Below are 22,927 nucleotides of genomic sequence, written 5' to 3'. Positions count from 1 at the left end.
AGTGATCAGCAGGACATTCTTTTGTTGCCGGGTTGGCTAGGACGTGCGGGACGTCAGCCAGATCGTGAAGGCGATGATGACGCCGAGGCCGGCGATCCACACGAACAGGCCTTCCGAAACGGGACCCAGGGCACCCAGGTCTGCGCCACCCGGGGAGCCGTTGGCTTCAATCTGCTTCAGGAAGGTGATGATGTCGCGCTTGCCCTCGGGGGTGATGTTCGAGTCGCTGAACACCGGCATGTTCTGCGGTCCGGTGACCATGGCTTCGTAGATGTGCTTGCCCGAGACATCAGCCAGCGCCGGCGCGAACTTGCCGCGGGTCAGTGCACCGCCTGCAGCCGCAGCGTTGTGGCACATGGCGCAGTTGGTGCGGAACAGCTCGCCACCCTTGGCGGCATCGCCCTTTTCGTCGAGGTATTCGTCGGCCGGAATGGCCGGACCTGGACCCAGCGAAGCAACGTACGCGGCCAGCTGGTGGGTCTGGGTGTCGTTGAACTGGGCTGGCTTCTTGTAGGCCTGGGGTCCGTTCATCTGCATGGGCATGCGGCCGGTGCCGACCTGGAAGTCAACAGCGGCGGCGCCGACGCCAACCAGTGAGGGACCGTCCTGCGTTCCGCTGGCACCCATGCCGTGGCAGGTGGCGCAGTTTGCTTCGAAGAGCTTCTTGCCTTCCTGTGTATCGCTGGCGGTGAACTCTGCAGTGCTGGCTTTGGCCTCGTTGACGGTGGTGGCAACGGCGTACAGCCCACCAGTGAGGAGGAGGCCCATCAACAGCAGGGCTATTGCTGCCAGTGGGTGACGTCGCTTCTGCGAGAGTGCCTTCACGTGGTGGTTCCTTTATTCGATCGTGCGTCGGCTCCGTGAGCCGCTTCTTTAAATTCGTTCTCTCTGGAGAGAGGGGGAAAGCCTGGACTACTTGAGGACGTAGATGACCAGGAAGAGGCCAATCCACACGACGTCCACGAAGTGCCAGTAGTAAGAGGTGACAATTGCCGACGTCGCCTCGAAGTGACCGAACTTTTTGGCGGCGAAGGAGCGGCCCATGATGAGCAGGAAGGCGACCAGGCCGCCGATGACGTGCAGGCCGTGGAAGCCGGTGGTCATGTAGAAGGCGGATCCGTAGGCGTTCGAGGACAGCGACACGTGCTCCGAGACCAGCATGGCGTATTCCGTGGTCTGGCCGGCAACGAAGAATGCGCCCATGAGGAAGGTCAGGGTGAACCATTCGTTCATGCCCCAGCGGGTGAACTGGAGCGGCCCGCCGCTGCGTCGCGGCTGGAGCCTTTCGGCGGCAAAAACGCCCATCTGGCAAGTGAAGGAACTTGCCACGAGGACGATGGTGTTAACGAGCGCAAAGGGGAAGTTGAGCTTGGCCGTCTCTTCAGCCCACATCTGGCCGGAAGTGGACCGGAGTGTGAAGTACATGGCGAATAGGCCGGCGAAGAACATCAACTCGCTGGAGAGCCAGACGACGGTCCCGACGGAGACCATATTCGGGCGGTTCAGCGTAGGGTGCGCAGGGGTACTGGGGGCATGGGTCGCAGATGTCACATAGACATTATGTCTGTAAAACTTCGGCTTGCCCAACGCAAACCGCCTTTTGCGGAGACTTTTTCTACAAAGACGCGAAATCGCGCTGAAAAGTTCCCGGTGGCGTTCACATTGGTCTTTGCGACGGGCTCCTCGATAGCATCAGGAGGTGACTTCTCAGGTATCGGCACCGGCGGCAGGTAACACCTGGCCGCGCCTCATCTCGGCACTGTTGAATGGCGAACACCTGAGCGCGGACAGTACATCGTGGGCCATGGACACCATCATGTCGGGGTCCGCCACACCCGTCCAGATCGCCGGTTTCCTGGTTGCGCTACGCGCCAAGGGCGAGACCGTAGAAGAGATTGCCGGCCTGGTTGACGCCATGGTGTCCCATGCCAATCCGATCTCCATCACCGGCGAGAAGCTGGACATTGTAGGCACCGGCGGTGACCAACTTAACACCGTTAACATCTCCACGATGGCCGCACTGGTCTGTGCCGGCGCGGGCGCAAAGGTCGTTAAGCACGGCAACCGGGCGGCGTCGTCGTCGTCGGGATCCGCGGACGTCCTGGAAGCGCTGGGCGTGCGGCTCGACCTCCCCATTGCCAACGTTGCCCGGAACGCGGAGGAAGCGGGCATCACCTTCTGCTTCGCCCAGGTCTTCCACCCGTCGTTCCGCCACACCGCGGTGCCCCGTCGTGAACTCGCGATCCCAACAGCCTTCAACTTCCTGGGCCCCCTCACCAACCCCGCCCGGGTGCAGGCCTCCGCAGTGGGAGTGGCGAACGCACGGATGGCACCTTTGGTGGCAGGCGTCCTGGCGCGGCGCGGCAGCCGCGGCCTGGTGTTCCGTGGAAGCGACGGCCTGGATGAGCTGACCACCACGGGACCGTCCACCGTGTGGGAGATCCGCGGCGGTGAGGTGACCGAACAGACTTTCTCGCCGAAGGACCTGGGCATCCCTCAGGCGACCGTCGAGCAGCTGCGCGGCGGCGACGCGCAGGCGAACGCCGCCGTCGTCCGCAATGTCCTGGCCGGGGAAACGGGCCCGGTCAGGGACGCTGTCCTGCTGAACGCGGCGGCGGGTCTGGTGGCCTACGACCTTCAGGCCGACGGTCCGCTCACTGACCGCATGAAGCTTGCGCTGGACCGGGCTGCAGAATCCATTGGTTCAGGCGCAGCCGCTGCGGTTCTCGACAAGTGGGTTAGCCTCTCGCAGGCCTAAGACACCCAGCAGCCCGAGGCAATAACAAGGGAGGGGCCGGGCACCTGCAGGTGCCCGGCCCCTCCCTTGTTGTCCAACGGGGTGTTACAGGACGTCTACTCCTCGAAGCCCAGTTACTCCTCGAAGCCCAGCTACTCCTCGAAACCCAGCTACTCCTCGAAACCCAGCTACTCCTCGAAGCCCAGCGCGAACGCGGCATCGAGGTCGTGCTGTGAGTAAGCACGGAAGGCGATATGGGTGGTGGTGTGCACGACGGCGGGCACCTTGGACAGCTTGTCAGCGATGACGTCCGCGAGGTCCTCGTGCTGGGCCACCCGTGCAACGGCGATCAGGTCCCATTCCCCGGTGACGGAGTAGACCTCGCTGATGCCCTCGATGGCGGATATTTCCTCGGCCGTTTCGGGGATGCGCGAGGCGTCTGTCTTGATCAGGACGAATGCGGTGACCACTGTGAACCCTTCCGGATCTGTTGAGCTGTGCTGCCAGCCTAATACATGGGCTGGTGGTACATGGGTGGCCACCCGCCGGGCCGCCGGCGACCAGACCGGCCCGCAGGACTCGGCCCGGCCCGCGGGGCCGGGCCTGCCCGCAGGAGTCAGGCGCGCCGGCGGGCGCGGAGGCGGAGGACTATGGCGACGATGAGGCGGTAGCCCAGGAGGAACACCGCCAGGCTCAGCAGGGCAACAATCACAAATGGCAGGACCACCGTCTGTCCCGTCAGCGCCCGCAGCGCCATCCCGATGGCCACGGTGCCCAGCCAGACAGCCACCCCGGCCGGCCATATCGCCAGGGGCCGCCGCCAGACCCGCAGCAGCAGCCAGGCGACGGCTGCACCGGCCAGGAACGGCCAGGCCGTGGACAGGATCCCGATGACTGATTCGCCGCGCGCGTGGGCGTCGCGGCCTACGGCGGCAAATGTCAGGATGAGGATGAAATCCGCTGCTGCTGCGGCTGCCGTGGCGGCCGGAACTGCCCGTGTTCCGGAACGGTCTGTTGTGGAAGGCATGCTTCCGAGCCTATCCGTTTTTGGCGGCTCTTGCCCCTGCGGGAATATGCCCTGACGATGTCAGGCAGGAACAAATGTGCACCCCGAAGGAGGCCTGGTGAAGCTCACCCAGATTGCGTTGCATGCGGAGGACCTTGACCGGGCGGCGGAGTTCTACTCCGCCCTGCTCGGTTACGCTCCGGCTGCGGTCTTCGATCCGCCGGGACTGCTGTTCTTCGATCTCGACGGCGTCCGGCTCCTGCTGGAGCGGGGAGCGCCGTCGTCGTTGATCTACCTCAACGTCGCCGACGTCCGGTCGTGCGTGGCTGAGCTGCAGGCAAGGGGAGTGGAGGTGGTGGGCGCCCCGCACGTAATCTTCCATCACGAGGATGCCCGGCTCGGCCCTGCGGGCACGGACGAATGGATGGCGTTCATCCGGGACAGTGAAGGAAATAGCGTCGGGCTGGTGAGCCACTCGTCCGGCGCCGGGACCCCCGCCTGAGCAGGAGCCTGTGCCCGCCCCATTGTCCCTGGCACCTGGCGGGACTAGTCTCAGGGCGGAATGCAGGAGGTCCTGGGGTGCCGACGCCCGTCGGGCGGGCTAAGGGCCTCACGAAGAAGGAGAGCGGCGTGCAGAAAATCACACCCTGCCTGTGGTTCGACACCCAGGCGGAGGAAGCGGCCGAATACTACGTGTCAGTCTTCGATAACGCCTCGATTACCGGCGTCTCGCGCTTCGGTGAGGCCGGGCCCGGGCCGGCAGGCCAGGTTGTCGTCGTGGAGTTTGAAATCGAGGGCCAGGTTTTCCAGGCACTGAACGGTGGGCCCGCGTTCTCCTTCAATGAGGCAGTGTCCTTCGTGGTGGACTGCGCCTCGCAGGAAGAGGTGGACCGCTACTGGAATTCGCTCACGGACGGCGGGAGCGAAAGCCAGTGCGGCTGGCTCAAGGACAGGTACGGAGTTTCGTGGCAGATAGTGCCGAAGGTCCTCAGCCAGCTGATTAACGGGCCGGACCCCGCCGGCGCCCAGCGTGCGGTCCAGGCCATGCTGGGCATGCAGAAGCTGGTTATCGCCGAACTTCAGCGGGCTTACGACGGCGGGTAGTTCCCCGGTAAGCCGGCCTTCCCCCGGGAACCCAAGGTTTTCCCAAGTTGCTCTCAGTACCCTGTCGGCAGGGTACTGAACACGATGCGTTGGGCGGGGCGCTGCGAAGGCTGCAAACCGAGGTGAGATCATGCTGTGGAGGCGAAAGGTGGCAACGGCAATCGTCGTTGCCGTTGCCTTGAATGTGGCGGCAGTTAATCTGAACGAGGACTTCTCCGGCGGACACGGGGACGCGGCCTTCGCGGCGACTGTCGTGCCGAACGTACAGGCCGCCGTTGTTCGGAACTGGGGCCCGGTGGTGGCCGGTGATGAGTTCAATTATTTGGGACCCCCCAACCCGCTGAAGTGGAAGGTGTACGACAGCGTCGGCCATGACGGCAACGGGATCCGCAGCCCGAAGGCAGTGAAAGTTGCCTGGGGGGCGCTCTTCATCACGGGTGACGCGCATGGCACCACGGGCGGGGTGTCCGCCAAGTTCGCCCAACAGAAGTACGGCCGCTGGGAGACGCGGATGAGAACCAGCATCCGGGATGTGGAATATCACCCCGTGGTGTTGCTGTGGCCCAACGACAACAAGTCGCCGAACTGCGCCGAGGTTGATTACGCAGAGGCGCTGGGCAACGTCAACGTGATCAAGTTCAGCCTGCACTATGCCTGCACGCGGTCCAACTATCAGACCCGGGCGGCCAAGGCCATCGACCTTACGCAGTGGCACAACTACGCCGTCGAGTGGACGCGGACCGGTATCACCGGCTACATCGACGGCGTCCCGTGGTACATCGATACGACCCCGTCCCATCTGCCGACGGTGGGAATGCACCAGACGCTGCAGCTCGACTGGTTCCCGGACGGAACCATCACCAACCAAACCCAGATGATCGTCGATTGGGTGCGCGTTTACCGGTAGCGCCGCATCAGCAAAGTCTCCGGGGACGACGGCGGGAGCTCCCGCCGTCGTCCGGTTTTCTGTCGGCGTCGCCCCATAGCGTTTCCGGCTGACCAGACGGTGCGGCGTGGGGCAGACTGGTGCCATGAGTGATGATGCGAAGGCGGTGACCACCCAGCGTTCGACAGTTGAGGATTGGACGCAGGCCCTGGCGCAGTCCGTTGGTTCCCCTGGCGGCGGCGCCGGCGCGGGCGTCATGCTTGCCATCGCCGCGTCGCTGGCGTCCATGGTCGCCGGATATACGGAAGCTTACGGGCGCCAGCGCCAGGAACTGGCAGACGTTCATGCGCGGGTGCGTTCGCTGCGGGAAGACGCGCTGCGGCTGGCCGACGAGGATGCTTCAGCCTCCAAGGCTTTCGGCGCCGCCTTCCGGCTAAATCCGGGGCCGGAACGGGAGGATGCGATTCACCGGGCATCCGTGGACGCTGCCAGGGCTTCTGCCGTGCTCGGGGAGCGCGCCATCGGTGCCATTGCGGACCTGCAGTGGCTGGCGTCGAACGGGAACCGGGCCTTGGTTGCCGATGTCGTCGTCGCCTTCGGGGCCCTCAGGGCAGCGGTGACCGGGGCACGGACCAACGTGAGTTTCGACCTCGCCGCGCTCACATCCGCAGGCCGCACGCCGGAGCAGATCCGGGAAGAGCAGCCTGTCCTGTGGGCGGCAGTGGAAAACCTGGACGGCGCGGTCGCCCGGATCGACCGGCTGACTGCCGAGGTGAACCACCGTTCCGGCCCGGGTGGTTCCGGCCTTGGAGGCTCCGGCTCCTAGGGCGGCGCTCTTTCCTAGGACGCGGCTCCCGCCGCGCGGGGACGGGTCGCGATTCAGCCGGCGATCTGGCCAGGTTCCGACGCCGGGACAACCGTGTGACCCAGCGCCGAACCAAATAGCTCACGGGGCTCGCACCCGTTCGCCCTGATCCAGAAGAGTTCCCCTGAGGGCGTGGCGGTTTCCACGTAGCCCACACGGATGACCGTTCCAGCCCGCTCCACCCTGACTTCCGTCCCAATCAGGTGGCGCGCATCATGAATTTTTCCTGCAGTTGTCCCCGGCGTCACTGTCGGTGGCTCCTTCGCTTTTGGTCGGCCTCACCCACTTTCCGGGCTGGCTCCATATAAATGAACATCATTCATTTTATGCGACAGGAGCAGTTATTCCTAGCCCCGCAACGCTGCCAGTGCATCGGCCAGCGGCATGCGGAGCGCTGCGCCGTGGCCCGGCAGAACCACGGAGGCGTCGATGTCGTCAAGGCGGTGGGTGGCTGCGAGCGCGTGTGCGGGGTCGGTGTGGAACATCGGGTGCAGCATCTGCGGCCCGTGGGTACTGCTCAGGGGATGGCCGCTGACGAAGGAATCACCGACCGCTATGGCGCCGGCCTGGGGAAGCAGGATGGCGACATTGCCCGGTGTGTGCCCCGGCAGCAGTACGGCTTCCGGCTTCCCGGGAAGCTTCTGCAGGTCGTCCGTTCTCCAGGCCCGGGCATCCGTTGCCGGCTTCGCCTTGAGGGCCCCCGCCTTGATGACGTGGGCCAGCCAGCGGAAGACACGCGGCCGCCAGGCGCGGACGACGACCTGGCCGAAGGTGACCTGGTGCTTTTCCTTGCCCTGGACGTGGGCCAGCTCTTCCGGCGCGCACAGGATGGGCGTTCCGTACGTTTCGGAGAAGTAGGCCGCTGACCCGGTGTGGTCGACGTGGCCATGCGTGATGAGCATGGCCCGCGCGTCAGCCGGACGCAGGCCCAGACGGCGGATGGATTCAAGGACCAGCGGACGGTCGGACGGGTAACCGCTGTCGATCACCATGAATCCGGTCTCGTCGCGGACCAGGATCCAGTTTGATGCCGGCCCTTCGACGAAAAAGACACCGGGGGCGGGCTCGGACGTGCTGGCGGAGGCCTGACACTGATGGGTTTGCTGCTTCACAGGCACATCCTAGCCACCGGGCGACGGGCGTCCGTGCTCATTGAGCTCTCGCGTGGCTGCAGCATGTGTGCTTGTCTGTAGCCGGTAGCGCAGATCCGGCAGGGGTCTGCGGCCGTTGTCCGACGAGGTGACAAGACATGAGGCTGACCACCACGACCAACGTCTCGGTTGACGGCGTGATGCAGGGGTTGGGCGGACCGGACGAGGACCGCAGCGGGGGCTTCGACCGCGGCGGATGGGCGATCCCGCTGATCGACGACGAAGCAGGTGACTACCTCAATCAGGTCTACGGCAGAGCGGACGCGTTTCTCTTTGGCCGCCGGACGTACGAAATCTTCGCCGGTTACTGGGGAGTGCTGCCCAACCCTGAAACGAATCCGATTGCCGCGGCGCTGAACAGCCGCCCCAAGTACGTGGTCTCCAGCAGCCTCGCCGACCCGGACTGGGCGGGCACGACTGTCCTGCAGGGCGACGTTGCCACGGCCATCACTGAACTGAAGGCGAAACACGACGGCGAGTTGCTGGTGCCGGGCAGCGGTGTCCTCGTCCGGTGGCTGCTGGCCAACGGCCTGGTCGACCGGCTCGACCTGGTGACCTATCCCGTCGTCGTCGGCCAGGGCACACGGCTGTTCCCCGATTCCGGTCCCGACATGGCGCTCGAGCTCGTCAGCTCGCGGACCACGTCCCGGGGCATCACCATCCATACGTACCGGCCGCTCGGGCGGCCGGAGTACGCCACCGCCACCGCCGGCCCCGAGGACGTGTTCAGTTAGGGCCCGTGTTCAGTTAAGCGCCCAGGCTGTTCCGGCAAGTTCCGCCGCGAGGTTCCCGGCCTCACTCCCTGTTGGCTCCGTCAGCGGGGACCTGACAAAGCCACCGGGGAGTCTCTGTTGGCGGTGGAGGATGTGTTTCGCCGCGGCTGCTGCGGGAATGTGGTCCATCACAGCGCGGACCAGCGGAGCCAGCTCAAAGTGCAGCCGCCTCGCCAGTGCCAGATCCCCGCAGTGAACGGCATCGACCAGCTGACGGAATGCACCCGGGGCAACGTGGGCCGACACGCTTACCAGTCCCGCCGCGCCGGCAGTCAGCCACGGCAATGCGAGCGCGTCGTCTCCGGCGTAAACGGCTAGGTCGGTTCCGGCGAGTACTACCGTCGTCGCGCTGAAGTCGGCTTTCGCATCCTTCAGGGCAACGATGCGGGCGTTCTCGGCCAGGCGCTTCATGGTGTCGGTGCTGATGGCGATCCCGGCGCGGCCGGGTATGTCATAGAGCATCACCGGAAGATCGCATGCTCCGGCGATCCTGGTGAAGTGCTCCATCACCCCTGCCTGGGTGGGCTTGCTGTAGTACGGGGTGACCACCAGCTGGCCGTCCGCGCCTGCCCTGGCGGCACGCCCGGCCATGATGATGGAACGGGCAGTGCAGTTGGTCCCAGTGCCCGCGACGACGCTGACCTGGTTGCCCACGGTCTCCTTGACCACCCGGATCAGGTCCTCCTTTTCCTGATCTTCAAGAGTGGCGGCTTCACCGGCGGTTCCGCAGACAACGAGCCCGTCGCTGCCGCCGTCGACCAGCCCCGCAGCAAGCTCAGCGGCGGCGTCCAGGTCCACCTCTCCGGCTGCCGTGAAGGGCGTGACCATGGCCGTGAGGAGGCTCCCAAAAGGGCGGCGGGGGAGATCGGCGGAGTCGGTTGCCACGGGTGCCTCCCGCTTCAAAGGCGCTCAATCGTTTCGGCCGCAATGCCGAACGACAGGGTCATGCCGATTCCGGAGGTCACCGTGATCGCAGTGGTAACTGCATCGAGCTCTTCGCGCAGGAGCGAGGTCAGGGGGCTGGATGCGTAGATTCCCTGCCAGCGTTGCGTGACGGTCAGCCTGGTGCCGAGGATCTTCCCGATCTCGCCGACCAGGCGTGTGGTCATCCATTCGTCCTGGAAGGGGCCGATGGTCTGTCCGTAGACGTGGCTGTCGCCGAGCAGGACGGTGCCGTCGGGCCGGCGGGTGAACATGACGTTGGCTCCGATGTCGATCAGTTCGGGGCTGTGCCCACGGATTTCCTGCCGGACGGCCTCGGCCGCGGGCATGGTGGTGAAGCCGTCGTAGCGTGTCATGGAAGTTCCGGTCAGCACTGCCGAGTCCAGGGTGAAGCCTGCCGGCGCCGGAGCCAGTGCCATCTGCAGGGCACAGCGCCGGACCTGGTAGCGGGCGGCGACGTCCGGGAGGAGGTAGTCCAGGTCGTGCCCGACGCAGATGAGGACTTTGCCTGCGTGGAAGTCGCCGCGGGTGGTGGCGACGGTGCCGTCCTGGATGTTCTTGACAGCGGTGCCCCATTGGATCTGGACCCCCGCCTGTTTCTGCAGCCAGTCCGCGATGTCCGGCGCCGCGGTGCGCGGGTCGACGCGCAGGTCCGCGGGCAGGAAAGCCCCGCCGCAGATTTGCGGGTCAGGGGAACCGGCAGGGGAGAGCCGGTCCGCAGTTTGTGCTGCCGTGAGCAGCTGCACGCTGTCGGTGCCGCGTTTGTCGCTGAGTTGTTCAAGTACGGACAGCTCCGTCTGGCTTCGTGCCACGACGAGTGCCCCGGCTTCCGGGGACCAGAACCCCACTGCGGCGGCTGCAGCCAGCCACCCTTCGCGTGACCTGTAGGCGGTGTCGAGGTGTTCACCGTCCTGCGCTGTGATGCAACAGTGGCCGAAGTTCCGGATGGACGCGCCATTGGGCCGGGCGTCGCGTTCGATGATCCGGACGGTATATCCCTTGCGGTGCGCCTCGAAGGCGTGTGCAAGGCCCACAATTCCTGCACCGACAATCAACAGGTCCGTACGCTCGCCGTCGAGCGCGTTCCCGGTATCTTTGGAGTTCATAGGTTCTGCCTTTCAAGTGGCGTGAATGTGAGCCGGACGGCGTCCGGCAAAGATTCGGCCGCGAGCCCCGTCAGGCGGCTCAGGGCCAGGAATGCATTTTCTGGATCATTTCCACGAACGAGGTCTCAACCCGGGTCAGCGGCTGCCCGGCCATGCGGACCAGGGATACCGGGCGGTGCCGGGGAGCCGGATGGATTTTCAGCCGGACCAGTTCGCCGGACCGGAGGTCCTGTGCCACCACGTGTTCGGAGACCAGCGCCAGCCCCAGTCCGGCCCGGACAGATTCCCTTGCCGCCTCGGACGTCCAGATGGTCCACTGCTCCGCATGGGTGAGCTTCCAGTCGGCCAGCGCCTGGTCCTGGTCGAACCTGGTGGATGACCCGATCTCCCGGAGCAGGAAACGCTGGCCTTCCAGGTCGGCCGGAGTGAGGTCACGTCCGGCCAGCGGGCTTGCCCGACCGGCCACGAGGACCAGCGCATCCTGGAAGATCACCGTCCCCTCCAGTTGCTCGTGGTCGATTTCACCGGCGCAGATCGCCAGGCTCACCTCCCGGTTGATCAGCCAGTCAGCAACCGCTTCGGTGTTTCCTACCCGCAGCTCGGTCCTGAGCCCGTCATTCTCGGCGAGGAACCGGCTGAGTGCCCGGGGAAGCAAATACGAACCGAGCGTGCTGGTGCCGGCGACGGACAGCTTGCGGTCCTGGATTCCCTGGGCGGCGGCCACGTCTGCGTCGACCTGGTCCATCACGGCGAAGATCGCCCGGGCGTGGTCGGCCAGCACCTGCCCGGCTGGCGTGAGTGACGCGCCGGCCGGGCCCCTGTCCAGCAGGTGAGCCGAGAGGGAGGTTTCGAGACTGCGAACGTGTGCAGACACCGATGGCTGGCTCATGTAGAGCCTGCGGCCCGCCGCCGAGAAACTTCCGGTTTCGACGACGGCGAGAAAGATCCGCAGTCCCTGGATGCTCAGATTCATGATCCCGAACCTAGCTGCTCGCCTTTACGCGGGGAAGCTGATGCAAGCGGACCGCCACCCCATATAGAAGTCCCAGGTTTCCGGGGAGCATTCCGGCGCACCGTATTGGGAAAGTTTGGCGCCCATGTGCGGCATGTGCGGCCAGGCTCCCACCCCCGGCCTGTTGACGTGCAACATGCCGGCTTCGAATCGTTCCAGGGCGTCGTAGATGTGCTTGCGGTTGTTGGTGAAGATGGTGCCGGACATGCCGTAACGGACGGAATTGGAGACGTCCATGGCGTGGTCGAAGTTCTCCGCATCGATGACGGCCAGGACGGGTCCGAAGACTTCCTCCATGGCCAGTTCGGAGTCCGGGGCGACGTCGGTCAGCAGCGTAGGTTGTATGAAGTAGCCGTGTGCCAGTTCCCCGGAATCAGCAACCGCACCGCCGGTGCGGCACGTGGCGCCGTCCCGGCGGGCCTGTTCAATGGCTTGGACGCACGCGGCGAGGCGGTCTCCGTTGACCACGGGGCCCAACTTCGTGCCGGCGTCGAACGGGTCACCGATCGTTAGATCGGCCAGGCGGGCGAGCACCTTGCCCACCAGCTCCTCGCGGACGGATCTTTCGACGACGACCCGGCTGGTGGCGCTGCAGCGCTGTCCGGCCTGCCCGAAAGCGCCGTGCAGGATGGCGTCCGCCGCCAGGTCAAGATCGGCGTCGGCCAGGACGATGAGCGCGTTCTTGCCCCCGAGTTCGAGCTGGGTCCTGGCCAGCCGGGGTGCGGCCGCCTGCTGGATGGCCAGGCCCACGCCCAGCGAACCGGTGAAGGAGATGCCCCTTACCTCTTGGTGGTTGCTCAGCGTTTCCCCGGGATCCCTGTCGCCCTGAACGAGATTGAGGACGCCGGCCGGTACTCCGGCCTCGATGAAGATATCCACCAGCAGGGCCGCGGTATGCGGTGCCAGAGGCGACGGCTTGAGGACGGCGGTGCAACCGGAGAGCAGCGCGGGCGCGATTTTCCAGGCGGGTATGGCCAACGGGAAATTCCAGGGCGTGATCAGGGCGACGACGCCAATGGGCTTGCGCCAGGTCAGCGCCATGCTCCGGGGCTCGTCGGCCGGAAGGGCCGAACCTGAAAGCCGGCGGCCTTCACCGGCAACGTAGCGCAGGATGTCCACGGCCCGCTGCGCTTCTCCCAGGGAGTCCCGCAGGCATTTGCCCTGTTCTCTCGTCACGGCCCGCGCCAGTTCCTCCTTCCGGCGGGCCAGGATTTCCGCGGCCGCGAACAGTATGTCGCCGCGCTTGATGGTTCCCAGCGAGTCCCAGTACTGCCGGGCTTTTTCCGCCGCCCCGACGGCGTCCAGCGCGTCTTGAACCGACGAGTCCGGGAAGTCCCCGATGACGTCCCGGGTGTCCGCCGGATTGATATTGGTGAAGGTGGCTCCACCGGAGGACGGCCGCCATTGGCCGTCGATGTAGTTCAGGTTCAGTTCGGAGTCTTTGAAGGCGTTCATTTTTCCTCTGATGGTTAACGTACAGCTGGTGCCGGACGCCCGAAGGGCGTCAGGCGCTGATGGGGCGCTTGTTCCAGGACGGCACGAGGATGACGGCGGCAACCAAAGCTGCTCCGGCAAAGGTGTAGAAGATCACTATGCCCGAGAAAAAGCCGGGCAGGAGCCCGCCGAGAATGGCACCGATGGAGCCGCAGCCGTTGACGAAGCCGGTGGCGCCGGCAGCGTACCTGGAGGTGCCGAAGTCCACCGCGGCAACTCCGGAGATCATGGCGTCCGACGCGTACGCGGTCAGACCGATGAAAGCGAGCAGCGCCACGATGAGCGGCAGGGAGCCGGTTTGGGTGATGGCCTGCCAGAGTGCGAGCGCCACCACCATCAGCGACAGGCACAGGACGCTCGGCGGGACACGCCGTGCACCGAAGACGGTGTCGGACATCCAGCCGGCCGCGACCGGTGCAACCATCCCGGTGACGCCGAAGGCGACGGGGACCATGATTGCCGTCATGGCGCTCAAGTTCGGCATGGCCTCGAGGACCAGCACCGGGCCCCAGAGCAGGATCGCATACCGGGCCGGTTTGATCAGGAAGTACACGATGCCCAGCCGCAGCACCATCGGCTCATAGCGGACCGCTGCCAGCAGATCCCGGAGGGAGAACTTCGTCTTTGGCGTCGTGGTGGCAGCCGGTTTGGTCCCGCCGTCGTGGGCGTGGTCCAGCAGTGAGGGATCCTCATCGATCCCAGGCAGGCCCACCTCCTGGGGCGAGTTCCGCTGGAAGATGATGAACAGGACGAAAGCAAAGGCGATGACGGCGGTGCCGGCGATGAACGCCCAACGCCAGCTGTCGAAGAGCGAGTAGGCCACCCACCCGGTCACCGGGGCGCCCGCCAGGCCGCCGAAGGCGTAACTGGTGGAGAAGAAGCCCATGGCGCGGCCGCGGTTGCTGATGGTGAAGAATGAGGCGATGTTCTTGCTCAGCGCTGCCCAGCCGGTTGACTGTGCCAGGCCTTGGGCGATCATCAGCGGCAGGAACAGGGCGACGGCGGGGACGATACCCATGAGCAGGGACGCCACGCCTGCCATGATCATGCCGCCGGCGACGACGACGCGGGTGCCGTATTTTTCGGCGCACGCGCCCCAAATGAACTGTCCGGCGGCGTAAGCGGCCAGGTAGACGGAGTCCAGAAGCCCCATAGTCTGGCGGCTGAGGAACCCTTCCTCAAGGATGCCCACCTTGGCGGCGGAAAAGGCTGAACGGGGGAAGTAGAAGGCGGCGTATGCCAGCCACGAGAGCGCGAAGATTCGGATCTGCCATTTGAGTAGCTCCTGCCGTTTCGTGGAGGTTTTCAGGCTTCCTGTGCCCTCCGGCGGCGGGGATTGTAGCTGGGTCTGGGGTGAGTTTGAATCGGACACTGCTGAGTCCTCTCGTCATACAAACCTGGGGTTGGCGTGGCCCGAGGGGCCTTCGGCCTGGCGGGCCTCTTGGCCAGACGGGCCCGCCTGTGGCGGCGGGCCGGTCCGGCGGAGGAATCAGCTGATGGCTGCGAGGTCAAACGAGGCATGGGTTGTTGCCACCCAGAATGCGTCATAGTTGTGGGCCAGTGCCCTGTCTCCGTTGGGAGCCTCGCTTTCTGTCCCGGCCGGGGCCGGGAGTACGCGGTTGATGAAGAAGGGGATGTTCAGTTCACCCAGGCCGCCATGGGAGCGCAGGGGAACTTCGAGGTTGGCCAGGTCGTGCCAGGCGGCGTAGCGGCCCAAAGCAGTGTTCTTGTCCGAAAGGACCGTGATGTCTCCCATCCGGTCCAGCGGCATGTCGAACAGTACGGCCGCTTCCTCGGAGCGGTACACACCGGAGATTCCTTCCCGTCGGCTCATTGCGGCCAGGACAGCTTCCCGGTCGGCGCCGTCGGGAAGGTAGACGTTGGCAAAGGAACCCAGGGCGCCGTGGTGCACGGTGTAGGGATCGGTGATGGGAAGAATGACCCGGCTGCCGCCGTCGGGCGTTTCCCCTTTGATCCCCAGGACCCGGTTGACTTCCTCTTCCAGGTAGATGACCTGAGGGGTTCCGTCCGTTTTGTGCTTCGGGCTCATGCCGTGGTCTGCGGTGATGACAACCACGGCGCCGAGTTCGTCCAGCGCCGCGGCGTAGCGGTCGATCATGGCGTAGAAGTCGTTGGCCGTTTCGGTTCCCGGGGCGTTCTTATGCTGGATGTAGTCCGTCAGCGTCAGGTACATCAGATCCGGGGTGCGCTGTTCGAGCAGCCGGACTCCCGCTGCCAAGACGAACTCACTGAGTCCGGCGGAGTAGACCTCAGGCAGGTCCATGTCCACCATTTCCATCACGGCGTCGATGCCGTTGGCTTCCACGGTTGCCTGGTGGGCTTTTTCGGCCGAAAAGCAGATGCCCTTGTTGGCCGGCGCGACCATAGCACCCGAGCCGGCGGGGTCAAGGCCCGGCTGGGTGAGTCCGGCGGCCAGCAGCCTGGAGAGCTTGTCCTTTGCTGTCACGACGGCCACGGACAGCCCGGCCGCGGCCGCCGCGGCGAAGATCGTGGGGGCACGGAGGTATTTCGGATCGTTCATCAGGACTTCTTCGCCGGACTCGGGGTCCAGGATGTAGTTGCCGCAGATCCCATGGACAGCGGGTGGCCGGCCGGTGGCGATGGACATGTTGTTCGGGTTGGTCAGCGTCGGAACGGCGCAGTGGGCTGCCCACGAACTGCCCCGGGACGCCAGCACCTCCCTGAGCCACGGCATCCGTCCGGCCGCTATGGCTTCCTCGTGGTAGGCGGGCTCGCTGCCGTCGATGCAGATGACGACGACCGGGGCATCGGAAAAGGCGTAGCTGCGGCCATTGACTGAAAATTCCGTCTGGGACATTAAGTTCCTACTCTCAAGACCTGCCCCGCTTTCCTCCGGGGAGGAGCGGGCAAGATTCGTAACTGATGAACTAAGCATCTGTACGAACCGCAGGACCCGACAGACGCCAAAAAACTATGAAGGCTATCGGCTGAAGCTATGACCCCGGCAGGGTGCGGGTCCTGGCAGGGGAGGGGGCGCCCGGAGGTAGGCAGGGAAGCGCGCCACCAGTTGGCCGGGAAGCGGGGGCGCTACCGGTGATGCAGGGCCGAGATTAGGCTGACGCAGTGGAGTACGAAGCATGCGGGATACCAGTGCATTATGCCGAGCACGGTGACGGGGCTCCGCTCCTGGTATTGCACGGTGCCGGCGTAGATCACCGAGAGATGGTCGGTGCCCTGGAGCCGATATTTAGCGAGCTGTTGGGCTATCAGCGCCTCTACCCTGATCTGCCGGGCATGGGGCATACGCCGGCGGGCACGCTTGACAGTGCCGACGAGGTTCTTGACCTGCTGCTCGAGTTTATCGATGGTGTGATCGGTGACGGGCAGTTCGGGCTCATAGGCCATTCGGCCGGAGCCTACTACGCCCGGGCCATCGCCGGCAGACGCCCGGAGCAGCTAGCAGGGCTTGCACTGATCTGCCCGTTGGGCGAGAACACCGGGAACCTTCCAGCCCATCAGGTGTTGCACTCCTCGGTCGATCCGGGCGGAATGCTCAGCCCGTCCGAGGAGAGTGTGTACCGCGACTACTTTGTCGTGCAGACGCAGGCCACGCTGGAGCGGTACGCGGAGTACGTCGTCCCCGGCCTTTCTCTGGTCGACGAGGCCGGACTCGAGCGGATCGGCCAACAATGGCAGTTCGGCAGCAGTCCCGAAGGGGGCCCACCGTACCCCGGCCCCGTCCTCATTGTCGCCGGCCGCCAGGACTCCATGGTGGGCTACGCCGGTCAATGGGATCTGCTCGAGCACTATCCGCGGGCTGCATTCGCCGTGCTCGACCGCGCCGGTCACGCATTACCGCACGAGCAGCCCGGCCTCCTCAAGGCCCTGATCACCGAGTGGCTCGACCGGATGCGGGAACTTCGCTAGCAGAGCCTGTCCAGGGTCTCGTGGAGGGTGGACCCGGTCTGGCCATTCAGGAGGCCACGCCAGTACTCACCGGAGGGGCCCGCAGACTCAGTGGCCATGGGCGCGTTGTGACGGGCGTGGGGAGTGCATTGACTTTAAAACCCTAGCGCCGAGACTTTTACTCTGGATTTTCACCGGCTTGCGCTCAACGTTGCTGCAACGGCTTACCCAAACTGTGCTCCTAAGCGGACAAAAAAGTCTGGACTAGATGTTTAAAATGACGTAGCTTTAGTTCTGAAGCGATTGAACGTGACTGGCATCACACGGTGCCGAAGACGAGGGGGATACAACTACAACCACTGGAGCGCCGAGGAGCACCCGATGACCGCCACAATAAACCACCTGATCGACGATTCGTTCGCGGATCATCCCGGGCCACGGACCTGCCCCGCAGAAGTTTTCGCTGCGCCGGTCGTCACCGTCACCGTTAGCGACCAGGCGGTGCTGGGGATCGCCCGCCGGCTGCACGATGGGGCGTGCTTGCACGGTTCCCGCTGCGAACTGCGCGACTTCCATGCGATGGATAATTGCGAGACGGATGTCCGGGTCGTGCTGGCCGCGATGGTGCGGGCCAGTGCTCAATCGGACAGCCCGGAAATCAGCACCTGCCGCACAGTAGGTGAGCGCCGGTGGTCCCGTGGCAAATGGTCGTGCTCTGTATGCGGCAGCGGCATCCGCTTCGGCGGCGGCGTTGGTTGGGTCCATATCCACTGACCGGCGCGAGCGGTGGGGCTGCTTGCCCGGATAGCTCTTACGTGACTTGTTCCGCGTGTTCGTCGGCGATTCCCGTGCAAAGCCACCACGGGACCCCCGGGAGGGCTCGTCGGGTGACCTGGTCGGCTGCCGAGACGGTTCCGCCTACGAAGCGGCCAGTGTTGGTTGCGATGATGGCACCGTGCTGGTCCACGATGCAGGTGTTCGGCGGCAAGGGCCGCAGGAGGGGCTCGAACGAATCCTGGAGTTGACTGACGCGAATATCGGCAGCCACGGCTCCTACATAATCTCCGGCGATGGTGACTCGCTTGCTGAAGGTGACGATGTTCTCGTTCGTTCCACTCGCATCCACGTACGCGTGACTCGTGTGGATGGTGGTGTCATCAGCGGTATCGTCGGGGCGCCAGGGTGCAGTGACGACATCGTAGAGGTCCATGTCGATGTATAGCCGTTGCGGCGACTCTGGACCCGCCGGCGTGTAGCACCAGGCAATCCAGCTCTCACCGAAGTATGACTGCTCCGCAATGAAGCCGGCCCCGTACAGAAGCGGAACGCCGATGGCCACTGCCCTTCGGGCCGCACCATAGATGTCCGTATCGGCCTTGTCTCTGCTGACTCCGGACCCGATGCTGGCACGCACCGCTTGCTCGAGCTCGCGCATCGACGCCGCGGCCGTTCCGTAGAACATTCCTGCGAGTGATTCGATGGCGGCCACAGCGTCGTCGCCGGAGGCCGGACCATGCGGCGACTCGGTCGGTATGCGGTCCATCTCCATTCGCTCGTCGATGACCAGGTTCATATCCCGCCTGACGTGTTCTTCAGCCAGGGCTCGGGCGCCGACGACGTCGCCGTTCCTGATCGCCTCGACGATCTTAGTGTGTTCTTCTGCAGCCGCGTCCTTATTGCGGGCCGGGTCAACCCAAATCAGTGGGCCCACCTCGGCCTGCAGTGCCACTTCCTGTCGGGTGAGTCTCACCGAACCTGAACTGGCCGCGAGCTCGATGTGAAACTTGCTGTCCGCCCGGATCGCGTCCGCCGGGTGCTCGCAGCCGCGGATCTCATTGGATGTGTAGGCGAGGCGTCCCATCGAGAGTCGATGGGACCGGTTAGCAGTCGCGGCGGCGGCTGCGGCGCTGCCGGCCAAGAAGGCGCGGTACTCTCTCAGATCCCGCAGGTCTTCCAGGGAATATGCCGCAAGAGACTGGCGCTGGACGCGGGCGATGTCCCCGGTGTTGGCCTTCACGAAACTTCCGCCGCCTTTGCCGCGCCGAGTCTCCACAAGGCCCAGTCCGCGGAGCTCGGCCAAGGCGGCCCGCAGCGTCAGTGTGGAAACGCCCATCCTCGATGCAAGGTAGCTTTCGCTGGGAAGCTGGGAGCCATCCTCGAGCACTCCGAGTTCGATGGCATGCCTAAGCCGGCGGCCAACCTCCTCGCCACGGTCCGCATTCTCGAGCGGGGCGAAGGCGAGTTGCTCTTTCCAAGTGACCATTGTGGCTCCAGACGAAGTGACATTTAACCTTGAATGTCTATTGACCTTTATCAATGAAGGTCTACACTTAAGAGTATCACTCGGGGACATCAGAACGAGGTCGGAGCCAAACGGTTCTGACGGTGAATGACAGTCCTGAAATGCGGAAGCCTATTGGGAAAGGAATGACGATGACACGCGAAGAAGCTTTCGCCAGGTGCACGCCGGACTCGTATGTCGAGTTTTACGGTGGTCGGTGGCTCGTCGTGCCGTTCGCCCAGGTGGAGCAGCCGCTGTTCTTTGTTTGCGCACCGCAGGCGGTCCGCAGCAGTCATCACGCTTAAGCTCGAACCACCGGCGTCCACCAGTAGATAATGCGTGTTCCGTGAAGTAGCGCAGGCGGCCGCGATCAGCCCAAGTGAGCGGCATTACGACTCGAGCAGGGCGCGGCATCCAGCGGGGGAGAGGCCGCGGTCTAGAGCTTCTTAACCGGTTTGAACCAGTCGATTCCGCGCCGTCTTCAAAAACCAGCACTCCCATGATCGGAGGGCATGTTGCGGTCCTGGCGCAGCTGCAGTGGCGGTCTGCATGATCTGTCTGCTCTGAGTGCTCAAGCAAACCTCCGGCTGCTGAGCCTCTATGGGTTGCCGCAAGTGCGTATCCGCTCCTTGAAGCGCCGTGCTTGGAGGACTGGTTCGACCGGAATCCTTGATCCTGTGGTTCCCGACCACGGAGTGTCACCGGGCGGGCGGCATGTTGAAGTTGCGCTAGGCCAGGATGCCGATGTCGTCAGTGGGGCACGGGTGACGGTGAGCGGAGGGTGCCCGGTGGAGGAGGGGCATGCGTGGGGCGACAGAGGTTCCCCGCCGTGTTGGTCTATATGCTGGAGACCCGATTGACGGAAGGCTGGCGCCATGCGGAAGCTGATCTACGGCATGAACCTGACTCTGGACGGCTACATCGCCGCGGCCGGCGATGACATCGGCTGGAGCAGGCCGAGCGACGAACTCTTCCAGTGGTGGCTTGACCATGAGCGGGCGAGCGGCCTGTTGCTGTACGGGCGCAAGCTGTGGGAGACAATGAGCTCCTACTGGCCGACCGGCGACCAGCAGCCCAACGCCAACCCGGCGGAGATCGAATTCGCGCGGAACTGGCGGGACACGCCGAAGGTAGTGTTCTCCTCGACGATCGACAAGGTCGACTGGAACACCCGCCTGGTCACCGGCGACGCGATAGCCGAGATCACCCGGCTCAAGGCCGAGGACGGCGGCCCGATGAGCGTCGGTGGCGCAACGCTCGGCGGGGCGGCCATGCGGGCCGGGCTGATCGACGAGTACGTGATGGCCACGCATCCGGTCCTGGTGGGCGGCGGCACGCCGTTCTTCACTGCGCTGGACAGCTGGGTGAACCTGAACCTCGTGGAGACGCGTACGTTTTCCGGCGGCGTGGTCCTTACGAGGTACGAGACGAGGCGCTGAGTGTGATTCCTCTGCACCCCGGCCGCAGGGGAGGAGGATCCTGAGCCAACGACCCGCAACCAGGACCAAAACTGAAACTACTTTACATAATGCTGATTATCGGCGTTTAAGATCACTGCGCAGAAGGGGTGCGTGGATGCCCTGCGCGGCACATCCATACGGCTTACGCATCCGGTTTCGTCTCAGTATCGACTGGACGCTTCGGTCACAGTTTGCAGCCATGACGTGGTCGCCAGCGCTGGACGCAATGACACGATCCGAACTTCCTGTTGAGTAATCCATCTTTTGGTTCCGGATGTCGTGCGCGTCGTCCTGGTGGAATCCCTGGGCAAGACTTGGCTACCCTGACGGCCACTGATCCGCGTGCACTCCGCTGGCCGCCGCCCCTGGAGTTGGGCCCCGCTCCCAGGGGCTCTGCACATTTAACTTGACATAATGTCAGATCTTCGGGGAAATGGCGTCCCTCCCCGGCGCCGGCTCAACCTTCAGGCAGGTGCCCGGCCAGCCTCTGGAGCGAGGGCGCGCGGCCGAGCTCAACATGGGCAAAGGCCAGCGCTGCCGCGAGTTCGGCCTTTCCGTCGTAGATGGCCTGGCAAAGGCTGAGGTGCTCCGCGCACTGTACCTGCGGATCGCGGTGACCGGTGAGGGTGAACAGCCACTGCATCCTGCCCAGCAGAGGCTTCATGGAGTACTCCAGCAACGTGTTGCCTCCCATCGAAACGATTTCTGCATGCAGTGCCGTGTTCAGCAGCGGAATCTGCGCCTCATCCTGTTGCCGGGTTGCTTCTTCTGCCCGGTCCATCACCAGGCGCAGATGCAACGACGGCTCTCCGCGGGCGGCGGCCTGGGCCGCGAGGCGCGCGGCGAGGACTTCCAGGCTCAGGCGTACATCGAAAAGTTCGTTGACGTCCCGCAGGGTGATCTGCTTAACCGTGGCACCGCGCCGGGGGGAGGTATCGATGAAACCTTCGGCTTCCAGCTGCTGGAGGGCCTCGCGGACGGGGACCCGGGATACGTCAAGGGACTGGGACAGCTCACGTTCCCGGAGCCGCGATCCCGGGGCGAAGTCCCCTGAGATGATCAGCTCGCGGATCCGCGCCCGGGTAGTCTCCGCCGAGGATCCGGGGGATTCCGCCTGGACTGTCATTGATGCCTCCCGTTGTTGCCGGCGTCATGCAGCCGCGCGTCTCAGTTATTCAGCTCCACGTGGGTGCCGATTCCCTCGGTCAGGGCAGCGTCATACAGGAGCCGGCCGATGGCCAGATCCTGCAGACCTATACCCACCGAGTTGAACAAGGTTACGTCCTGATCTCCCATGCGCCCTGCTTTTATCCCCGCCGCCACGTCACCCAGCTCCCCTGCGACGTCCTCAAAGTCCATTGCCCCTTCGGTCACGGGTATGATGAGCCCGCCGGATTTGGCCTTCGCTGTGGCGAGGCTGTCCACAAAAACGCGCGCCCGCGCCATGCCGGCCGAATCAATTTCCCGATGGTCCGGCCGGGGCCGGGAGCCGACGGCGTTGACGTGAAGTCCCGGCCGGAACCACTCCCCCTTGACCAGCGGCTCCACCGCCGGAGTGAGGGTGCACAGCACATCGGCGCCTTCCACGACTTCCCGAACGCTGGCGGCCCGCGTGATGTTGAGCCCGTATCGTGCAGTTTCGTGGCAGAAGGCAGCGACGGTGTCTGCCGAGCGCGACCACACCAGGACATTTTCAATCGGCCTCACTGCCAGCATGGCTTCCAGGTGTGCCACGGCCAGGGCCCCGGCCCCCACCAGTCCCAAGGTGGTGCTGGCTCGCCGCGCGAGGAGTTTCGTGGCGACAGCACTGGCGGCGGCTGTGCGGACCCTGGTGGGGACTTTGCCGTCCAGGATGGCCAGGGTTTCGCCGGTCAGCTGGGACACGAGCATGATGGTGGACCGCTGCGTGGGCAGGTTGGCCGCACCATTGCAGGGGATGTCCGCCAGCAGCTTTACGGATGCGAGCCCGTCGGCGCCGGACAGCGCCGCCATCGGCAGGAACCTGGCATCGGAGGTCGGCAGGCGGAGTGAATCGGGCGTCGGCTGGACGGCGGTGCCCCGGCTGAGACCGGCAAAGACGCCTTCGACGGCGGTGATCGTCCCGGGCATGTCGGCCAGCGACTGCAGCTCGGAGGCCGTAAGGATCAGGGTCATGGGTGGCTTTCTCGACTGGAGGGCGGATAGAGCGCGAGGGACAGCGCCGGGGTCCGGAGGTGGCTGGC

24 protein-coding genes are annotated in these 22,927 nt (G+C 64.8%); 10 read left to right on the top strand and 14 right to left on the bottom strand.

Going from position 1 to position 22,927, the window contains the following annotated elements:
* Nucleotides 1-36: 36 nt before the first annotated feature.
* Together ACFVTE_RS13205 and ACFVTE_RS13200 are read right to left on the bottom strand one after the other, a co-directional pair.
* Nucleotides 37-825 carry a c-type cytochrome gene (locus ACFVTE_RS13205; RefSeq protein WP_387101048.1) on the bottom strand — a complete coding sequence of 263 codons (789 nt, stop codon included), beginning with the start codon at nucleotides 823-825 and terminating at the stop codon, nucleotides 37-39.
* A gap of 87 nt (nucleotides 826-912) precedes the next feature.
* A complete protein-coding gene (locus ACFVTE_RS13200; protein ID WP_043418354.1) occupies nucleotides 913-1,491 on the bottom strand; it encodes a heme-copper oxidase subunit III in 579 nt (192 codons plus the stop codon).
* Between the two features lie 208 nt (nucleotides 1,492-1,699).
* On the opposite strand from ACFVTE_RS13200, the gene trpD reads away from it, so the two are divergent.
* Nucleotides 1,700-2,758 (top strand): anthranilate phosphoribosyltransferase, encoded by a 1,059-nt coding sequence (gene trpD / locus ACFVTE_RS13195; RefSeq protein ID WP_387101047.1) that lies wholly within the window; start codon nucleotides 1,700-1,702, stop codon nucleotides 2,756-2,758.
* Nucleotides 2,759-2,925: 167 nt separating this feature from the next.
* Here the strand turns inward: trpD and ACFVTE_RS13190 are convergent, their stop codons facing one another.
* Entirely contained in the window at nucleotides 2,926-3,207 is a 282-nt protein-coding gene (locus ACFVTE_RS13190) for an Lrp/AsnC family transcriptional regulator (RefSeq protein ID WP_377966439.1), read from the bottom strand.
* A 146-nt stretch (nucleotides 3,208-3,353) separates the two neighbouring features.
* Complete coding sequence (locus tag ACFVTE_RS13185) at nucleotides 3,354-3,764, bottom strand: DUF3054 domain-containing protein (RefSeq protein WP_387101046.1); 411 nt, start codon at nucleotides 3,762-3,764, stop codon at nucleotides 3,354-3,356.
* Nucleotides 3,765-3,861: 97 nt separating this feature from the next.
* On the opposite strand from ACFVTE_RS13185, the gene ACFVTE_RS13180 reads away from it, so the two are divergent.
* The 4 genes from ACFVTE_RS13180 (at nucleotide 3,862) to ACFVTE_RS13165 (ending at nucleotide 6,559) form a co-directional block, all read left to right on the top strand.
* Complete coding sequence (locus tag ACFVTE_RS13180) at nucleotides 3,862-4,245, top strand: VOC family protein (protein ID WP_387101045.1); 384 nt, start codon at nucleotides 3,862-3,864, stop codon at nucleotides 4,243-4,245.
* Between the two features lie 128 nt (nucleotides 4,246-4,373).
* Nucleotides 4,374-4,847 carry a VOC family protein gene (locus ACFVTE_RS13175; RefSeq protein WP_387101044.1) on the top strand — a complete coding sequence of 158 codons (474 nt, stop codon included), beginning with the start codon at nucleotides 4,374-4,376 and terminating at the stop codon, nucleotides 4,845-4,847.
* A 130-nt stretch (nucleotides 4,848-4,977) separates the two neighbouring features.
* Complete coding sequence (locus ACFVTE_RS13170; protein WP_387101042.1) at nucleotides 4,978-5,754, top strand: glycoside hydrolase family 16 protein; 777 nt, start codon at nucleotides 4,978-4,980, stop codon at nucleotides 5,752-5,754.
* Between the two features lie 124 nt (nucleotides 5,755-5,878).
* Nucleotides 5,879-6,559, top strand: coding sequence for a cyclodeaminase/cyclohydrolase family protein (locus ACFVTE_RS13165; protein ID WP_387101041.1), 681 nt, complete (start codon nucleotides 5,879-5,881; stop codon nucleotides 6,557-6,559).
* 386 nt (nucleotides 6,560-6,945) lie between these two features.
* Here ACFVTE_RS13165 and ACFVTE_RS13160 read toward each other — a convergent pair whose 3' ends face one another.
* Nucleotides 6,946-7,710 carry an MBL fold metallo-hydrolase gene (locus ACFVTE_RS13160; RefSeq protein ID WP_387101039.1) on the bottom strand — a complete coding sequence of 255 codons (765 nt, stop codon included), beginning with the start codon at nucleotides 7,708-7,710 and terminating at the stop codon, nucleotides 6,946-6,948.
* Nucleotides 7,711-7,847: 137 nt separating this feature from the next.
* On the opposite strand from ACFVTE_RS13160, the gene ACFVTE_RS13155 reads away from it, so the two are divergent.
* The gene (locus ACFVTE_RS13155; RefSeq protein ID WP_387101037.1) at nucleotides 7,848-8,483 is read left to right on the top strand and encodes a dihydrofolate reductase family protein; all 636 of its coding nucleotides are present in this window, start codon (nucleotides 7,848-7,850) and stop codon (nucleotides 8,481-8,483) included.
* 9 nt (nucleotides 8,484-8,492) lie between these two features.
* Here ACFVTE_RS13155 and dapA read toward each other — a convergent pair whose 3' ends face one another.
* The 6 genes from dapA to phnA all read right to left on the bottom strand — a co-directional run bounded on the left by dapA (nucleotide 8,493) and on the right by phnA (nucleotide 15,915).
* Nucleotides 8,493-9,407 carry a 4-hydroxy-tetrahydrodipicolinate synthase gene (gene dapA / locus ACFVTE_RS13150; RefSeq protein ID WP_387101036.1) on the bottom strand — a complete coding sequence of 305 codons (915 nt, stop codon included), beginning with the start codon at nucleotides 9,405-9,407 and terminating at the stop codon, nucleotides 8,493-8,495.
* Nucleotides 9,408-9,421: 14 nt separating this feature from the next.
* The gene (locus tag ACFVTE_RS13145) at nucleotides 9,422-10,570 is read right to left on the bottom strand and encodes a TIGR03364 family FAD-dependent oxidoreductase (protein ID WP_387101034.1); all 1,149 of its coding nucleotides are present in this window, start codon (nucleotides 10,568-10,570) and stop codon (nucleotides 9,422-9,424) included.
* Between the two features lie 79 nt (nucleotides 10,571-10,649).
* The gene (locus ACFVTE_RS13140) at nucleotides 10,650-11,543 is read right to left on the bottom strand and encodes a LysR family transcriptional regulator (RefSeq protein WP_387101033.1); all 894 of its coding nucleotides are present in this window, start codon (nucleotides 11,541-11,543) and stop codon (nucleotides 10,650-10,652) included.
* 24 nt (nucleotides 11,544-11,567) lie between these two features.
* Nucleotides 11,568-13,037 carry an aldehyde dehydrogenase family protein gene (locus tag ACFVTE_RS13135; RefSeq protein WP_387101032.1) on the bottom strand — a complete coding sequence of 490 codons (1,470 nt, stop codon included), beginning with the start codon at nucleotides 13,035-13,037 and terminating at the stop codon, nucleotides 11,568-11,570.
* A 49-nt stretch (nucleotides 13,038-13,086) separates the two neighbouring features.
* Nucleotides 13,087-14,448 (bottom strand): MFS transporter, encoded by a 1,362-nt coding sequence (locus ACFVTE_RS13130; protein ID WP_387101031.1) that lies wholly within the window; start codon nucleotides 14,446-14,448, stop codon nucleotides 13,087-13,089.
* Between the two features lie 117 nt (nucleotides 14,449-14,565).
* Nucleotides 14,566-15,915, bottom strand: a complete 1,350-nt coding sequence (gene phnA, locus ACFVTE_RS13125; protein ID WP_387101029.1) for a phosphonoacetate hydrolase — start codon at nucleotides 15,913-15,915, stop codon at nucleotides 14,566-14,568.
* Nucleotides 15,916-16,181: 266 nt separating this feature from the next.
* Here phnA and ACFVTE_RS13120 point away from each other — a divergent pair, with 266 nt between their 5' ends.
* Nucleotides 16,182-16,985 (top strand): alpha/beta fold hydrolase, encoded by an 804-nt coding sequence (locus ACFVTE_RS13120; RefSeq protein WP_387101027.1) that lies wholly within the window; start codon nucleotides 16,182-16,184, stop codon nucleotides 16,983-16,985.
* Between the two features lie 360 nt (nucleotides 16,986-17,345).
* The gene (locus ACFVTE_RS13115) at nucleotides 17,346-17,738 is read left to right on the top strand and encodes a hypothetical protein (RefSeq protein ID WP_387101025.1); all 393 of its coding nucleotides are present in this window, start codon (nucleotides 17,346-17,348) and stop codon (nucleotides 17,736-17,738) included.
* A 37-nt stretch (nucleotides 17,739-17,775) separates the two neighbouring features.
* Here ACFVTE_RS13115 and ACFVTE_RS13110 read toward each other — a convergent pair whose 3' ends face one another.
* A complete protein-coding gene (locus ACFVTE_RS13110; RefSeq protein WP_387101023.1) occupies nucleotides 17,776-19,227 on the bottom strand; it encodes a GntR family transcriptional regulator in 1,452 nt (483 codons plus the stop codon).
* A gap of 170 nt (nucleotides 19,228-19,397) precedes the next feature.
* On the opposite strand from ACFVTE_RS13110, the gene ACFVTE_RS13105 reads away from it, so the two are divergent.
* Both ACFVTE_RS13105 and ACFVTE_RS13100 read left to right on the top strand, forming a co-directional pair.
* Nucleotides 19,398-19,550 carry a hypothetical protein gene (locus ACFVTE_RS13105; protein WP_377997334.1) on the top strand — a complete coding sequence of 51 codons (153 nt, stop codon included), beginning with the start codon at nucleotides 19,398-19,400 and terminating at the stop codon, nucleotides 19,548-19,550.
* 570 nt (nucleotides 19,551-20,120) lie between these two features.
* The gene (locus ACFVTE_RS13100; RefSeq protein ID WP_387101020.1) at nucleotides 20,121-20,684 is read left to right on the top strand and encodes a dihydrofolate reductase family protein; all 564 of its coding nucleotides are present in this window, start codon (nucleotides 20,121-20,123) and stop codon (nucleotides 20,682-20,684) included.
* Nucleotides 20,685-21,162: 478 nt separating this feature from the next.
* On the opposite strand, the gene ACFVTE_RS13095 is transcribed toward ACFVTE_RS13100, so the two are convergent.
* Both ACFVTE_RS13095 and ACFVTE_RS13090 read right to left on the bottom strand, forming a co-directional pair.
* The gene (locus ACFVTE_RS13095; protein ID WP_387101019.1) at nucleotides 21,163-21,831 is read right to left on the bottom strand and encodes a GntR family transcriptional regulator; all 669 of its coding nucleotides are present in this window, start codon (nucleotides 21,829-21,831) and stop codon (nucleotides 21,163-21,165) included.
* Between the two features lie 41 nt (nucleotides 21,832-21,872).
* Entirely contained in the window at nucleotides 21,873-22,859 is a 987-nt protein-coding gene (locus ACFVTE_RS13090) for an ornithine cyclodeaminase family protein (RefSeq protein ID WP_387101017.1), read from the bottom strand.
* Nucleotides 22,860-22,927: the final 68 nt, after the last annotated feature.

Origin of the sequence: Arthrobacter sp. NPDC058097 (genome assembly GCF_042884885.1) — a bacterium.
In the GTDB taxonomy this organism is placed as follows: domain Bacteria; phylum Actinomycetota; class Actinomycetes; order Actinomycetales; family Micrococcaceae; genus Arthrobacter.
The sequence above is the reverse complement of the archived record's forward strand: the minus strand, read 5'-3'. Positions and strand labels throughout refer to the sequence as shown.

Bases quoted from the DNA above. Each gene is read 5' to 3' on its own strand.
- ACFVTE_RS13200 (WP_043418354.1), bottom strand. From the start codon at position 1,491: ATGGTCTCCGTCGGGACCGTCGTCTGGCTCTCCAGCGAGTTGATGTTC.
- ACFVTE_RS13185 (WP_387101046.1), bottom strand. From the start codon at position 3,764: ATGCCTTCCACAACAGACCGTTCCGGAACACGGGCAGTTCCGGCCGCC.
- ACFVTE_RS13170 (WP_387101042.1), top strand. From the start codon at position 4,978: ATGCTGTGGAGGCGAAAGGTGGCAACGGCAATCGTCGTTGCCGTTGCC.
- ACFVTE_RS13165 (WP_387101041.1), top strand. From the start codon at position 5,879: ATGAGTGATGATGCGAAGGCGGTGACCACCCAGCGTTCGACAGTTGAG.
- ACFVTE_RS13155 (WP_387101037.1), top strand. From the start codon at position 7,848: ATGAGGCTGACCACCACGACCAACGTCTCGGTTGACGGCGTGATGCAG.
- ACFVTE_RS13145 (WP_387101034.1), bottom strand. From the start codon at position 10,570: ATGAACTCCAAAGATACCGGGAACGCGCTCGACGGCGAGCGTACGGAC.
- ACFVTE_RS13140 (WP_387101033.1), bottom strand. From the start codon at position 11,543: ATGAATCTGAGCATCCAGGGACTGCGGATCTTTCTCGCCGTCGTCGAA.
- ACFVTE_RS13135 (WP_387101032.1), bottom strand. From the start codon at position 13,037: ATGAACGCCTTCAAAGACTCCGAACTGAACCTGAACTACATCGACGGC.
- phnA (WP_387101029.1), bottom strand. From the start codon at position 15,915: ATGTCCCAGACGGAATTTTCAGTCAATGGCCGCAGCTACGCCTTTTCC.
- ACFVTE_RS13115 (WP_387101025.1), top strand. From the start codon at position 17,346: ATGACCGCCACAATAAACCACCTGATCGACGATTCGTTCGCGGATCAT.
- ACFVTE_RS13110 (WP_387101023.1), bottom strand. From the start codon at position 19,227: ATGGTCACTTGGAAAGAGCAACTCGCCTTCGCCCCGCTCGAGAATGCG.
- ACFVTE_RS13105 (WP_377997334.1), top strand. From the start codon at position 19,398: ATGACACGCGAAGAAGCTTTCGCCAGGTGCACGCCGGACTCGTATGTC.
- ACFVTE_RS13100 (WP_387101020.1), top strand. From the start codon at position 20,121: ATGCGGAAGCTGATCTACGGCATGAACCTGACTCTGGACGGCTACATC.
- ACFVTE_RS13095 (WP_387101019.1), bottom strand. From the start codon at position 21,831: ATGACAGTCCAGGCGGAATCCCCCGGATCCTCGGCGGAGACTACCCGG.
- ACFVTE_RS13090 (WP_387101017.1), bottom strand. From the start codon at position 22,859: ATGACCCTGATCCTTACGGCCTCCGAGCTGCAGTCGCTGGCCGACATG.